The following is a 15,091-nucleotide window of genomic DNA, read 5'->3' as shown; positions in this document are numbered from 1 at the left end:
AGGAGAAGGAGGGTGCACGTTTACATCAGCCAAAGCATCTGCATCCACCAGTTGCGGATCGGCTCGGTCACCAATTCATCTGTTTTGCAAATCGGCAGCGCCGGAAGCATTCAAGCGCTCTCAACGCTTGCCAACACCGGCGGATTCACCGGTCCGGCCCCACAGGCGACCGTGCCGCCCGGTGCATCCGCTCCTCTCGTTCCTCTCCATTCAGCCACCCGCTAAATTCAGCGAAAAAAAGTGATGAGAGCGAAAGGCCGTCCATATATTGAAGTAAGAGGGCTCTTTGGAGAGGATGATGGTGCACAATGAGCATTTACGAGTATTTCGTCAAGCTGCACCGCTATTTATTATGGCAAACAAAAAAAATACGGGATCTGGAACGCCGTCTCCACGCACTCGAAGCCCGGCTTCGGGAAATGGAGGCTCAGCCGCGCACATCGATCGAACGAATTGAATATAAATTTGACCAGCTCAAAGTGGAAACGCTCGAAGGAACGCTAAACATCGGGATCGCTCCGCCCGGAGCCGGCGGTACAATTGAAGACTTTGCCGTCGAACCGGTCAAAACCGTAATTCCAAAGCCGGAACCGGTGCTGTTGCGCCCGATTCAAGAAAAAGTGGCCGCCTATCTCAACGGGGAAGCGTCGGAAACGTTAAAACGCCTTGAGCAGCAATACGGCCGCCGCCTCGACGATACGTACCGCCAGTTCATTTTGCAAGACATCGCCCGGCAAACAGACGAACGCATCCGCTTCTATTTGCAAGAGAAAGCCAACCATGGCTACGTTCCGTCCGGCGACCGCGATGAAGCAGTCGAAAATGAAATTTTTCAAAAAGTGAAAGCCGATATCGAACAATCGCTCGATGCGTTTTTGAAACATTTGCCTTCAAAGGAGGGATAGACGTGAATTATACAGTGATCAATCGTCATCTGCATGTTGGCGACATCCGCCTCGTGGCCGTCGCCAGTGCCTCGCTGTTTTTAATCGGCGACGCCGATGCGATTCACTTGTCATCAGCGTTTGACACACCGCCTGAATCACTTATCATCGGCCCGTTCGTCCCGCTTGTGCCGGCCCGAGGGGATACGCCGTGAAACGAACGTCAGTAGTGCAGGCATTTCATGCGGAAACGCTGATCATTGGCTCCGTACTGCAAATCGGCGACTCAGAGCGAATTTCCGCCCGCACGCGCTCCTTTGCCGTTCAGCGGCAATATGAACTGTTTTTTGGCCCAGAAGGAGAACAAATATTCCCTGTTTTTGCGAAGCCGATCCCGCGCTGGATTTCTCCACCGCCGGCAGCCGCACGCCAAACGCTCCATGAGTCCCCGGTCATTTCCGTTCAGTCTGTGCGCGTGCTCGCCATTTCTTCGTCCGCCATCGTCCATATCGGCTCGACCTCGACAGCGGAGGCAGAGGCAAGAATTAAACATATCCGCCAGCTGGCCGGCTCTGAGTCGAGCGCGCCAACAAGAGGGAGGGATTTATAATGCCTTCGTTTGTCGGCCCAATTAAAATCAACAACGTCAGCAGCGGAGCTGTCGTCCAAATGGGCGACTGTCTGTACATCGCGCCGAAAGTCGCCACGAAAACGCAAGCCGGATCCGGCGGGTTCAACACCGGCGATTTTGTGATGACGAACAACGCGATCAGCTTTACAAACGCGTTTGATCCAGATGTATCCGACCAAAACGTGGCCGCCAACAACTGAACGTTGCAGAAAACGAATCCCCTCACCTTTCACTTGCCAACATCAACCTTATCAGCCGAACGCTGCCGAAACCAAAAAGAGAAGGTGTCCCAAAAGGATCCGGACACCTTTGCTTATTTACCTCTATCTAAAAAACCATACATTGTGCTTGATCGAAAGGAAACCAACCTTTTGCGACCGCCTCCCTCCATTATTTCCCAAGAGCCCGTTCAGCTCAACGGGCTATCCATTTACAGATCAGCGAGCGAGAAAGCCCGCTCCTTGAGGGGTGGGATGAAAGCGAGCCGTTTTCTTCATATTATTGAATGATGATGAAAAAAGCGGTATCATGTAATCGTCGCAAGGAGGTGAATCCATGCCGACCATCACACTAAGGCTGGAGCTGCACAACCCAACGAAAGTGAAACAGGGCATGTATGAACGGATGACAGAAGTGAATACCGCGTTTGCCAATTGGCTGTTGAATCATCCCGAGCTGAATCAAGCGACGAGCAAACTATTTAAAGAGTTTTCGTCGCAGCGGTTTCCTTCCGCTGTCGTGAATCAGACGATTCGAGAAGTGAAGTCCCAAAAGAAAAACCAGAAAACAAAGAAGTTTCGAACATTATGGTGTTGCTTTAACAATCAAAACGTGAAGGTGGAAAAGAAAGGAGAGTTCTACACGGTTTCCTTCCCCACACTGGAGAAGCGAATTGGCGTGCCGGTCGTCACGCGCCCCTATCAAGAAGCATGGCTGAATCGGCTGCTCGATGGAACCGCTAAACAAGGGGCAGCCAAGCTCTACAAAAAGAGAAAGAAATGGTACTTGGCGATCGCGATCACCTTTGACGTGAAGCCGCGGCACGAAACAAAGGTGATGGGCGTTGACGTTGGGCTTCGCTATATCGCTGTGGCCAGCGTGGGAACGAAATCGTGGTTTTTCAAAGGGAACCAATGCGCCTTTGTACGCCGACGATATGCGGCTTTGCGAAGGAGATTAGGAAAAGCCAAGAAGCTCCATATGATTCGCAAAATCGGCCGTAAAGAGTCCCGCTGGATGAAGGATCAAAATCACAAAATCAGCCGTCAAATCGTGAATTTTGCGCTCGCCAACGGTGTTGGCGTGATTCGAATGGAAGAGTTGACGGGGATTCGCAAGCGGGCAACATCGGCCAAAGAAGCGGGGCGAAGCCTTCATGCTTGGGCGTTTCATCAACTGCAAACGATGATTGCCTATAAGGCGGAAATGGCGGGCATTCGCGTTGAGTGGGTGAATCCAACCTACACGAGCCAAACGTGTAAATGTGGTTATCGAGAGAAAGCGAACCGAAACGGCATCCGCTTTCGATGCCAAAGGTGTGGATACACTCTCCACGCCGACTTGAATGGCGCCATCAACATCGCCAAAGCGATTTCGGGCTTCGCCGTCTAACCTAGCGCACTGGTCACAGGTGCGCCGCCCATGGGGGTACATCTTAACCCGATGGGACGGGGTGATGGCACACCCCTGAACTTGGGCGTTGTCCGAACCAGAAATGGATGAGGACGTGAGCGACCCAAGAATCCCACGCCTTTAGGCGTGCGGAGTGTCAAATCATTTCCAGCCAGACGCGCGTGCCACGTCCGGACGGTTCAGCCGGTTCGACGATGAGCCGTCGCGGCAGACGGTTGCGAATTTCTTGAACATGACTGATGACGCCGACCGCTAGTTGCTCGGTATGTAGCTTTTCCAAGGCGGAAATGACCGTCTCAAGCAGCTCAGCGTCGAGGGTGCCAAACCCTTCGTCCAAGAAGAAAAAGCGGAGCGGATACTCGCCGCGCAGCTGAATTTGCGCCGATAACGCCAACGCCAACGACAGTGACGTCAAAAATGTCTCCCCACCCGAGAGCGTCGATACCGGCCGTCTGACGCCGCCATTGGCATCATCGCGGATCAGAAACCCGCCTTGCGAATCCAATTCGAGCGAATACCGGTGCCGTGTCAGCCGCTGCAGCCGTTCCGAAGCCATGGCGGTTACTTGCTCGAGCTGCTCTTCAGCCATAAATTCGACAAAGCTGTTGCCGCGAAGCAGCGCCTGCAGCTGTTTATACCGCTCGATGCGCCGGCTGAGCTCCGCCTGCTTCTCCTCCAGTTCAACAAAGCGGCTATGTTTTTTTCTCAACTCTTCTACCTTCGCTTGAGCTGCCCCAAGCTGCTGCGTCATCGCCTCCACTTGCTCCTTCAAATCGGCGTATACACGCTGCATCGTCTCCCATTGTTCAGCGCTCACCGCCGCCCCCCCGATGGCGGCGGCCAGCTGGGCGAGGCGATGTTCGGCTTGCTCGATTTGGCGCCAATAGCGGCGGATTGCCTCATCCCATTCATCTCGCTGCGCTTTTTCCGCCTTCGCTTGCTTGACTTGTTCGGCATCGGCAAACATGGTGTCCAAAAGCGCGCCGCGCCAGCGAGCGAGCGCCTCTTCTTCGCGGCGGACGCCTTCTTCCCACGCCTGCTTGGCTGCTTTTGTTTCGCTTTCAAGCATTTGATATTCCCGCTGGGCTCGCTGCCAAGCCTCATACGCCTGTTGCTCGCCGTTTTGCAGCTGGCGCCATTCGTCCTCCGCCTTCTGAAGCTGCACGGCCGCAGGACCTTCCCCCGCCTTCTCGCCCCGTTGCCGCTCATATTCGTTCCATTGCTGCTGTTTGGCGCTAATCAGCGAGTCAAGACGCACCCGCTCCGTCTCAAGCCGGCTCCGCTCTTTGGCCGCTTCCTCTTTCGCCCTCTGTTTTTCCTCTAAAAACAGCACGCTGTCCTCCAGCCGTTTTTGCACGTCGCGCCGCACGTTTTCCCGTTCACGCAGCTGTTCATACACCGCATCGATCGTCTCAAGCGAAAGGAAAGGATACATCTGCCGCCATTGCTGTTCAAGTTGCCGCCGCTCTTCCTCCAGCCGCTGCTTTTCAACTTGCAGCGCTTCGATGTCCGCCGCTATCCATTGGCACGCTTTCTCCGCTTCGCGCCGCGCTGACTCGGCTTCATTCCATTGGGCAAGCACCCGGTAGACCGCTTCTTTCAATTCAATGACATCTTGCGCAAGCGCCCGCACTTCCACAGTGAGGTCGACGGCCTCCTCCACCGAGCGGCTTTCGGCAAACACAAGCGGCGCTTCATGGCCTACCGCCAGCTCGGCAAGCTGCTCGAGCTGCGCCTTGAACGAAATGATCGTTTGCCAATCTTGTTCATACCGCTGCCACTCTGCCTCAAGCTCGGACAGACGCTCAAGTTGGACATCGTGCGGTGCGGCGGCCGGATGCGGATGCTCGCGCGATCCGCACACTGGACACGGCTCGCCGGGACGGAGCCGCTCAGCCAAGGCAGAGGCGAGTTGCGCCGTCCGCGCTTCCTCCGCTCGCTGCCGCTCCGCCTCCATGGCTTTCTGGAAAGTATACAATTGTTTTTCAGCATCCTGCTGCCACCAGCAGACGAAACGATACGTCCGCTCCACACGCCGGAACAGCTCTTGAAGCCGGGAGCCGACAGCGGCTGATCGGCGTTCCCGCTCCAACTTTTCCTCTTTCGCCCGACGCCAAACGGCCTCCTTTTGCTGAAGTTGGGCATCGACGCGAGCGATGGCTGACGCCGCTTGCTCAATATGCTGCTTCTGCCTGTACGCCCGCTCTGCCTCATCTTTTCCATCCAGCGCCTCTTCATGCTGTTTCAGTTCTTCTTTCAACTCCCGCTGCCGCTTCGCGCCGCGCTCATACCAGACCGACGCCTCTTCAAACCGGCGTGCAGCTGCCTTCTCCTGGGCAATGAGTCGCTTCCTCTCTTCACTAAGAGCTGCGAGCTCCTGTCCAAGCACTTCCATTTGCTGCTCAAGCTGCGCCGCCTGCCGCAGCCGTTCCATCTGGACGAGCAATTCCGGTTCGCGCTGCGCCTTTTCTTGGCGCGCCCGTTCATAACGCCGCGCCGCTTCTTCATAGCTCAATTGGGCTTCCTCTAACCGACGCGCCAGTCCTTCATACCGACGAAACGCCTCTGCCCGCAAGCGACATGCCTGCTCGCACTGCTCCCAATACGGCCATATGCGCTCTGCTTGCTCGGCGCGCTCCTTTTTCGCCTCAAGCTCGCGGATGACGGATTCATGTTGGCGCAGCGCGGCGAGCTCTTGTTCGACCGCTTCTTTTTCTTGCTGCCACGCCCATCGTTGTTTTGTTCGTTCCACATCTGCTTCGACTTCCTCAAGCTCTTTTTTTCGCTTGGCAAACAGCCCCGCGAGCTCCCGCACATCCGCCTCTGCCTGCTCGAGCGCTGCTTTTGAAGCATCGCCGAGCCCCGCTTTTTCCGCTTCGATTTTTTCCCATTCTTGCTCAGCGGCGGCAAGCCGGTCTTTCAACTTTTTATTCAACTGATCGCCATACCGCTCAAGATGGAAGAGGCGCTGCAGCATTTGCCGCCGCTCCGACCCTTTGAGCGATAAAAACTCGGCAAATTTTCCTTGCGGCAAGACGACCGCCCGGGTGAAATCCTCCATCGTCAAGCCGAGCAATTGCTCGATCGCCTTGTCCACCTCCGATAGTTTATCGGCGAGCACGACCGGCTCGGACCGATGCTCGATCAGGCGGCAAACGGCGCTGCGCGTCCGCCATTCGTCCACTTTTTTTAAGCTTCGTTCGACTGTATACCGTTTCGCTCCTGCCGCATTTTCCAGCTCAAACGTAAACGAGACAAACAACTCTTGCTCCGCGTGGTTGATGATCGCCTGCGTGCGGTTGGCCGCCCGCTCGACGCTGCCGAACAAGGCGAGCGTCATGGCGTCTAAAATCGTTGATTTGCCGCTTCCAGTCGGCCCGAAAATGCCGAACACACCGCCCTCACACAGTGCGGTGAAATCAATCGTCTGCTTTTCACGAAAGCTATGAAGCCCGGCGATCGTCAGCGAGATCGGCTTCATTCTCCCTCCCCTTCCTTCTCTTCTTCCGCCGCCAGCTCCAAAAAGAGGCGGACAAGCTCTTCATCCGGCGTTTGTCCCCCAGTCTGACGTTCGTAAAAGCGGTGAAACATTTCTTCAAGTGAAAGCGGCTCGCGGCTCATTTCCATCATCTCTTCCACCCGATTGGGAAACACCGGGCGAATGTGGACAAATCCGGGATGAAGCTTACGCAGCCGATCAATTTCTTCCATTGTCAACGACTCGGTCACATGGATCTCCAAATCGATCCAGCTTGATCGGTCTCTTCCTTCCTCACACCAGCGGTATACTTGAGCGAGCCCCTCTGTCGCCTTCCAACGGATGAGCGGTTTGCCAGCAGCGAGCGGTATCTCCGCCACCTTGGCCGCCCCGCCTGGATGCACGTCAACGACCGTGACCGATTTGGCTTGACCGGCTTCGGAAAAGCTGTACGCCAACGGCGAGCCGGAATAGCGCGCGGCCGTCTTTGCCTGCTTGACATCCTGCGGCCGGTGCAGATGGCCAAGCGCCACATATTGCGCGGCTTTCGGCAGGCTCTCAGCCGCCACCGTATAAGCGCCGCCGACTTCAATCGGCCGCTCGGAATCGGACGTACGTCCGCCAGCAACGTAAAGATGGCTCATCGCGATATTGACGGTCTCCGCCGTGAACGAGGCGGCCATCGCCGCTAATAGGGCGCGGATGCGGTCATCGTACCGATCGCGCATCGTCGTCTCCTTACAGTCGGATGACAACAGCTCGGCGAGGCGCGATTCGGACGGATAGGCCAACGGAGCAAGCATCATCGTTTCGCCGCACGATGGAACGTCAATCCGGCAAACAGCCGCTTGCGGGCGGCCGAAAAGAAAAATGTTGTGCGCACACATCAACGTCCGGGCAGCGCTGATCCGGTCGGGGTGGTCGTGGTTGCCGCTGATGACTGCCACCGGGCGGCGTCCTTTGTCGGACAGGCGGGCGAGGCTTTCATAAAACAGTTGTTCCGCAGCCGCCGGCGGATTGACGGAGTCGAATACGTCGCCGGCCACAAGGATGATGTCGATTTGTTCTTTCTTGACAATCTCCACAAGCTCATCAACAAATGCCTCTTGCTCGGCCATCCGACTCCGCCCCTCGAGCGTTCTCCCAAAATGCCAGTCCGCGGTATGCAAAATCCGCATTCTCTCTTTCCCCCCTTGCATCACTCAACAGCCACAACAAACCCGCCGTCAAACGAATACAAATAGCATTCCGCCACCGGCGCACGCCAAATTTGCTCGATGGCCCGCCGGTACAAGCGCATTTGCGTCCCGTAGCGGCCGAGCAGAAAACGAGCCGCTTCTTCCTTTTGCCCAGCAAAACGGTGGACGACTTCATCCGTTTTATAGTCAATCATCACATAGCCGCATTCGTCGACAAACACGCAGTCGATCACCCCTTGCACGAGGACGCGCCGGCCGCTTTCCGTCCCTTCGCCGCCGTACAGTTCAGCCGCTTTAAGCCCCAAGCTGAACGGCACTTCACGGTGCACTTCGCGGGCGGCGCAAAGGCGGCGGCCAAGATCTGCAGTGAAAAAGGCAGCGATGGCCGCTGGATCGACCACCTCTGCTTGTTCTGCCGACAGCAGCTCTTTTTCGACAAGGCGGACGATCTGACTGCGGATCGACGATTCATCAAGCGGCGCCTGCAAATCAAGATGGCGCATGACGATATGGAGCGCCGTCCCTTTTTCGGCCGGCGTCAATGTTTTCTCCTGCATGAAACGCGGTCGAGAAAACACCGGAGCCGTCCCTTGTCGCGGCCGCCATTCGTCCGCTTGCTCGCCAAAGAGCACGCGATGTTCTTTCAGTTCTGACACCGATTGCTTGGCGCGCACGGCCGTTTCTTTCTCATACGAATACCGCCACAACAAGCGGCGTTTGACCTCCTTCCGCCACCCTCCTTCTACGGGAACGGGTCGTCCTTGTTCGAGGGCAAGAAGCACGCCGCCATCCATCTCCTCCCTCGCAGCCTCTGCGCCGCGCAAATCGGCGGCCGGCACGATGGAGACACGCCATACAGACGGGTGGGAGGCGACCTCTTCAGGCGCCTTCATTCCCGCAAGCGCCCCCCCATCACGATGACGGATGAGCGCCCGGCCGATCCAATCCAAGTAGGAGCGGGCCGAAGCCCGCACATCGTCGGGGAGAAGCCAGCCGCGTTCCGAAGCAGCGCTTTTCCATTTTTCAATCTCCTTGGCCGCATCGTTGACCGACGCCAACAAATACAGCTTCTCTTTTGCCCTTGTGAGCGCGACATACAAAATGCGCATCTCCTCAGCGAGCAGTTCAAGCCGCTTTTTCGTTTGGATGGCCAACAGCGGCAGCGTGGGATAACTGATGCGCAGCCGCGGGTGGACAAAGCGGGCGGCAAAACCCAGCTCTTTATCAAGCAAATACGGGTGATGCAAATCGCGCGTATGAAACGAACGCGCAAGCCCGGCGAGAAACACGATCGGAAATTCCAATCCTTTGCTGCTGTGAATCGTCATGATGCGCACGACGTCTTCCTGCTCGCCGAGCGGCCGGGCCGCCCCTAAATCGTCGCCGCGCTCTTGCAGCCGCTCGATGAAGCGAAGAAAGCGAAACAAGCCGCGAAACGACGTCGACTCGTACTGCCGCGCGCGGTCGTACAAAGCGCGCAAGTTCGCCTGCCGTTGCCTGCCGCCCGGCAGTGCGCCGACAAAATCGTAAAATTGCGTATCGCGGTACAGCAGCCAAATGAGATCAGCTAATGAGCGGCGGCGCGCCATCGTACGCCAGCCCTCGAGCCGCTCTAAGAAAGCCGCCGCTTTCCTTTGGGCGTTGGCCTCCTCTTCCGTTTCCGCCGGCTTTTGCCGAAACGAACAGAGCGCTTCATAAAACGTGCCTTTTGGATCGGCGAGGCGAATCATGGCGAGCTCATTCTCGTCAAAACGAAAGAGCGGCGACCGGAGCACCGCGGCGAGCGGAATGTCTTGGTACGGGTTGTCGATCACTTTTAACAGTGAGAGCATGATCGAAATTTCCGTCGCCTGAAAATAGCCGGATGACAAATCCGCGGCCGCCGGGATGCCTTGCGCCTGCAGCTGCTCGATCATCTGCGGCGCATGCGTCATCGAGCGGACAAGGATGACGATGTCACGGTACATGGCGCGCCGCGGCTGCCCGCTCGGACGATCGTATACATAAAACGGAGCGGAAACGATCTCTTTGATTTTTTTCGCCATCAGCCGCGCCTCGAGCTCCGCCGCTTCCCATTCAGCCGCTTCCTCTTCGTCCTCTTCCGCCGCACGCTGCCGGTTGATGATCATAACTTCCGGCGCCGCATCCTCCCCTTCCGGGTAATCAGCGCCGTATTTCAACTGCGCCGCTTCGTCGTAAACCATTTCGCCGACGGTTTCCCCCATGAGTTGCGCAAACAGAAAATTCGTCCCGTCAAGCACTTCGCGGCGGCTGCGGAAGTTGCTCGCAAGATCGATTTTCATCCCCCCTTCTTCTCCGTCTGCGGTGAATCGTTTGTATTTGTCCAGAAACAGCATCGGCTCGGCAAGGCGGAATCGGTAAATCGACTGTTTCACGTCGCCGACCATAAACAAATTGCCTGTTCGTTCGCTCCCTTTTTTCACCAGCTGCAAAATCGCTTCTTGAACGAGGTTCGTATCTTGATACTCGTCAACAAGCACTTCATCAAACTGCGCCTGGTATTCCAAGGCGGCGGGGGAAGGCTGCCATTCGCCCGTTTCCGGATCGCGCCGCCGCAAAATATGCAAACAATAATGTTCCAAGTCAGAAAAATCAACGATTCCTTTTTCCCGTTTCACCGCTTGGAACATGACGGCAAAACGGCGGACAAGGTTAGCGATCGTTTCAACGATCGGCTTCATTTCCCGCATATGGCGGAGCCAAACGGATGGATCGAGCGAAAACACATTGTCGCGCAGCGCCTCCACTTTCTTTTTCGCCTGATCACGCAACGATTTGGCTTCGTCGATCAGCCGCTCGTCATAGTCCTTGCCGCGGCAGGCCGGCAGCCGCCCAAACGACAGCGCCTTTAGCGCGCGATGCAGCTCGGCCCACGGTCCAGAAAGACGCGTTTCCAAATCAGCGATCATATCTCGATCTTCGCGCAGCCGCTCCGCGTACGGACGCGGTCCGCCCGGCTCTTCAGCAAGCTCAAGCGCCCTTCGGATCAGCCGTCTGGCCGCCGCCAGCTCCATCGCAGCATGTTGCGCGATATAGCGGGCTGCTGGCAGCGTCTTTATATCTGTTCGTTCATCGACATCATACATCGAGGTCAAACCGGCCAACCATTCATCTGGTTCCGGATGGGAGCGGGAAAATTCATAAAGGGCGACAATCATCTCCTGCAGCTCCGCATCGCTCCGGTCGCCCGTATAGGCATCGACGACAGCGAAAAACCGCTCGTTGTCCGGCTTTCCATATTCCTCCTCAAGCAGCTCTTCAAGGACATCCTCTTTCAACAGCTCGATTTCCGTTTCATCCGCGATGCGAAACGACGGATCCAAATCAAGCAAATAGTAATATTTGCGAATGACATCCAAGCAAAAGGAATGGAGCGTCGAGATCGCGGCGCGGGGAAGCAGGCTGAGTTGACGTCGCAAATGGAGCGAATGCGGACGCTTGGCCAATTCCCGCTCGAGCGCCTCGCCGATTCTTGCTTTCATCTCCGCGGCTGCCGCATTGGTAAAGGTAACGACAAGCAGCCGGTCGATATCGACCGCTCCTTCTTCCGCCGTCACTTTTTGAATGATCCGCTCGACAAGAACGGCCGTTTTCCCGGATCCGGCCGCCGCGGCGACAAGAATGTCTCGGCCGCCCGCGGCGATCGCCTTCCATTGTTCATCCGTCCATCGGCTCCCAGCCGGCTTCGGGCGAATCGTGGCGTTCATTTATCCTTCCTTCCCTTCCGCTAGTTTTTCGATGACCGCTTCCTTCGTTTGCGGGGCAAGCTTCCGGTATTCGTTGCCGGAGAGTGCCTCATCAAATTGGCAGACCGGTTTGAAAACGCAAAACTCGCACGCTGTTTTATCTTTCAACTTGTACGGGGCGATCGACACGACGCCGTCGGCGATTTGTCCGCCGATGTCGATGAACAAACGGCGGACATGCTGGCGGAGCGCGGCAAAGTCGGATGGACTCGCCACCGACGAACGCGAATGGATCGACCCGCTTTTCGTAAGCTGAGCGGGCACAATCAGCGACCATTGTCCGTCTTCCGTTCGGCCGTCCATCAACCGGATCGCCTCGACGTCAGCGAGCAACAGCCCGCGCATCCGAAACGGTTCAAGCAACTTTTTCGCCATTTCCACCTCATCATCCACCCATTGCTTCGCTTGAACGATCGGATTGTGGATGTGAAAATAAAGCACCCCGGCTGGCAAGGCCGGCTGTCCGACGAGCTGTTCGGCATACGTCAGCACGATGTCCAGGTAGGTGAGCATTTGCAGCGCCAAGCCGTAATATACTTCCGTCAAATCGAGCGTTTTCGCGCTCGATTTGTAATCGATAATGCGAAGAAGCACTCCTTGGCTGCTTTCCGCCTTATCGACGCGGTCGATCCGCCCAACAAGCTCCATCACTGTTCCGTCGGGCAGTCGAAACCGAAGCGGCGGCAGGTCGCCATTGGGGCCGAATGACAGCTCAAGTCCGATCGGAACGAAACCGCTCGCCCGCGCATGCTCACTTAACACATGGGTTGTACGGGCAACGACGTGTTTCAATTTTCGTTTCATATATTCATAGCGATGAGAGCTTGAGAGCACTTGCTGCTGGATGAGCGGGGCGATTCGCTCGACCGCTTCGGCCGACAGCCGTTCACAGTCTGGTCTTGACAGTTCGCGCCAATCAAGATGCTGTTCGCTCAGCCGGTCGGCGATTTGCTTGATGGCGGCATGGAACAATTGCCCAACATCCGGCGCCTCAAGTCGGAAAACGTTGCGCTCTTTCAACCGCAGCCCGTGCGATGCGAAATGGGCGTACGGGCATTTTTGAAACTGCTCCATGCGCGAGACGCTCGCCTGAATTTTTTTGCCGTACAGCCGCTGGCTCCACTGTTTTTTGAGCGGCGTCGCTCCGTTTGTATAAAAGAGCGCGGAGACGGCATGCCGCACCTGCTCCTTCCAGTCCCGATGGCCGATGAACGTGTTATACACATCCCACCAAAGCGGATCGATGCCGTAGTTGCGCTTCCATGCTCGGAGCTGGCTGATCAAATACGTTTGCGTCGCCCGCGGCGCGGTCACGAACGCCTCTGCTTTTTCTGCCGGGGCGTCGAACGGGTCGTTGCCGCACAGATGCACCGGCGCATGCGGAAACAGTTCCGTAAGCTGCTTGATGAGCGGCGACGGCATCAACGCTTTCCCTTCCCCATCAGCAAGCGGATATGTAACATACAGCCGCCGGCTCGGACAAACAAGTGCCAAGTAGACAAAAAACGGGTCATAAAACAGCTGCTCCCGCCCCCCTGGGGCGAGCGCCACCCCCAACTCACGCAGCTGCTCGCGCTCCACTTCCGCCATCAGCCCGTCTTCCTTCACTTTCGCTGGAATAACGCCATCGTTGGCGCCGATGACGAACGCATACTTGATGTCAATCAAACGAGAGCGATCAAGCTGAGCGACGATCACCTGGTCCATCGCCGGCGGCACAAGGGAGAACTCCAACCGATCGAGCCCAGCTTCGATAATCTTGACAAACTCAGCGAGCGGCAGTGATTCTGTCCCGAGCATTTCTACATATTGGTCAAGCAAATCGACGACGGCGTTCCACGCCTGTTCATGCTGGCGCGCTTCAACGAGGCGGCCGTCCGCTTCCGCTTGTGCGCTCATTTTCTCTAGTTTTTTTGGAATCTGCAATTCTTCCAAAAACAGATATAATGCCATACAAAACCCGCGTCCGTCCTCCGCCCGGCGCAGACGGCGCTCCAACCGGCGAAGCGGAGCGGCCAACGCCTCGCGCCATTCATTGAGCATGTCCTCAAACTGCCGCTCTTCGTCCGTTTGTGGTACGTTCAAACCGTCAAGCGCCTGATAGCGCCGATACGCCCAGCGCTCATTGTTTGTCCACTTATCCCCTTTGATTCCGTAAGCAAGCACATAGTTTTCGAGCTTGTCGGCCGCCTCGCGCCACATGTGCAGATCGCCGTCCGTTGGAAAAAGCAAATCCGTTTTCACCGCCCGAAACACCGCTTCATATCGCCAACGCGTCACGACCGTCTCTAAGGCAGCGCGCACGAGTTCAATGAGCGGGTGGTGGTGCATCGGTTCTTTTTCATCCATAAAATACGGGATCCCAAAATCAAAAAACACCGTTTTCACCAGATCGCGGTACGCCTCCGTCTGGCGGATGATCAGCGCAATGTCGCGATAGCGCGCCCCTTCATCGCGGACAAGGCGGATGATTTCGCGTGCGACCGCTTCGATTTCCGCTCGGCGATTGGACGCCTCATAAAGATGGACGGCATCGGTCTTTGCACCATATGGAAGCAACGGGCGTCGGTGAAATTGCGCCTCAAGATGAACGAGCGCCCTGTCTTCATGGCGTCGGTTGGCCGAAAGCACGATCGGCTCTTCGATCGCAATGTCATTGCTTAGCGCCAACTCCCTCAGCTGGCGATACGTTTGCGCCGGCAAATAAAAGAGATGAAGTTCGTCCGGCATTCCGTCGTCATACGGGCGGTCGATCGTCAAACAAACGGTGACGCGCCGGCAATGGCGAAGAAGCTGTTCGATGATCATATATTCTTGCGGCGCGAAATGATGAAAGCCGTCGATGTAAATATCGGCATCCCGCAAATAACTTGAGCGCGGAATATGCTCAGCGAGCAAGCGCAAATAATCTTCCGAATCAAGATAGTGGCCGATAAGACTCCGCTCAAGTTCCTCATACACAAGCGCGACATCGCTCAACTTGTCAGCGAGCAAGCGGCGGCCCGGCTGGCTTGGCCCATCCTCGAACGCCTTGGCATGTCGGCGGAGTTCGCCCGGCGTCAGGCAATACCGTTTGCATTCGGTGATCATTTCGTTCAGCTGCTCGATAAACCCATGTTTGTCCGCCGCGCGGCCAAACAGTTTCAGCTCTTGTTTGCGTTGCTCAATAATTTTGCGGATCATCATCTGCACACCAACATCATGAATATGGTACCGGGTCATGCCGCCTGTTTCCTGCAACACGCGCCAAGCGAGACGGGTGAAGCTGAACACTTGGGCGCGAATCATCCCGCCCACTCCCTCGGTATGTATCAACGCGTATTCGCATTGAAATGTCATTTGCTCCGGAACGAGATAGACGATCGCCCTTCCTTTTGGATCCTCTTGCAACTGGCGGCGAATTTCTTCGAGGCAGACAGCCGTTTTCCCACTTCCTGACCGTCCGAGCAAAAACCGCAGCGACATTGTATCCACCACCATTCGTTTCCTTTATTTGTTTT

General features: G+C 56.4%; 10 protein-coding genes. 6 read left to right on the top strand and 4 right to left on the bottom strand.

The genetic code is table 11. From position 1 onward, the window contains the following. The first annotated feature begins 12 nt into the window (after window positions 1–12). The 6 genes from ABS784_RS06620 to ABS784_RS06595 all read left to right on the top strand — a co-directional run bounded on the left by ABS784_RS06620 (window position 13) and on the right by ABS784_RS06595 (window position 3,126). Window positions 13–225, top strand: coding sequence for a spore germination protein GerPB (locus tag ABS784_RS06620; RefSeq protein ID WP_013146201.1), 213 nt, complete (start codon window positions 13–15; stop codon window positions 223–225). Window positions 226–308: 83 nt separating this feature from the next. Beyond that, window positions 309–905, top strand: a complete 597-nt coding sequence (gene gerPC, locus ABS784_RS06615; RefSeq protein ID WP_015374057.1) for a spore germination protein GerPC — start codon at window positions 309–311, stop codon at window positions 903–905. Between the two features lie 2 nt (window positions 906–907). Continuing rightward, complete coding sequence (locus ABS784_RS06610; RefSeq protein WP_013146202.1) at window positions 908–1,099, top strand: hypothetical protein; 192 nt, start codon at window positions 908–910, stop codon at window positions 1,097–1,099. Next, complete coding sequence (locus ABS784_RS06605) at window positions 1,096–1,494, top strand: spore germination protein GerPE (RefSeq protein WP_014195025.1); 399 nt, start codon at window positions 1,096–1,098, stop codon at window positions 1,492–1,494. Before ABS784_RS06610 ends, ABS784_RS06605 begins: the two co-directional genes overlap by 4 nt. Beyond that, window positions 1,494–1,715, top strand: coding sequence for a spore germination protein (locus tag ABS784_RS06600; RefSeq protein ID WP_011230188.1), 222 nt, complete (start codon window positions 1,494–1,496; stop codon window positions 1,713–1,715). The genes ABS784_RS06605 and ABS784_RS06600 overlap by 1 nt, the downstream gene beginning before the upstream one ends. Before the next feature lie 355 nt (window positions 1,716–2,070). Next, window positions 2,071–3,126, top strand: coding sequence for an RNA-guided endonuclease TnpB family protein (locus tag ABS784_RS06595; protein ID WP_014195023.1), 1,056 nt, complete (start codon window positions 2,071–2,073; stop codon window positions 3,124–3,126). A gap of 157 nt (window positions 3,127–3,283) precedes the next feature. On the opposite strand, the gene ABS784_RS06590 is transcribed toward ABS784_RS06595, so the two are convergent. The 4 genes from ABS784_RS06590 to addB are packed head-to-tail and all read right to left on the bottom strand — an operon-like array spanning window position 3,284 to window position 15,056. Next, window positions 3,284–6,628 (bottom strand): AAA family ATPase, encoded by a 3,345-nt coding sequence (locus ABS784_RS06590; RefSeq protein ID WP_352511840.1) that lies wholly within the window; start codon window positions 6,626–6,628, stop codon window positions 3,284–3,286. Beyond that, the gene (locus ABS784_RS06585; RefSeq protein ID WP_021322517.1) at window positions 6,625–7,803 is read right to left on the bottom strand and encodes an exonuclease SbcCD subunit D; all 1,179 of its coding nucleotides are present in this window, start codon (window positions 7,801–7,803) and stop codon (window positions 6,625–6,627) included. Before ABS784_RS06585 ends, ABS784_RS06590 begins: the two co-directional genes overlap by 4 nt. Window positions 7,804–7,823: 20 nt before the next feature. Further along, window positions 7,824–11,552, bottom strand: a complete 3,729-nt coding sequence (addA, locus tag ABS784_RS06580; RefSeq protein WP_119877622.1) for a helicase-exonuclease AddAB subunit AddA — start codon at window positions 11,550–11,552, stop codon at window positions 7,824–7,826. Then, window positions 11,553–15,056, bottom strand: coding sequence for a helicase-exonuclease AddAB subunit AddB (gene addB, locus ABS784_RS06575; protein ID WP_352511837.1), 3,504 nt, complete (start codon window positions 15,054–15,056; stop codon window positions 11,553–11,555). Window positions 15,057–15,091: the final 35 nt, after the last annotated feature.

It is taken from the genome of Geobacillus sp. G4, from assembly GCF_040327975.1.
GTDB lineage: Bacteria > Bacillota > Bacilli > Bacillales > Anoxybacillaceae > Geobacillus > Geobacillus thermoleovorans.
Note: the sequence above shows the minus strand (reverse complement) of the source record. Positions and strands in the feature narration are given on the sequence as shown.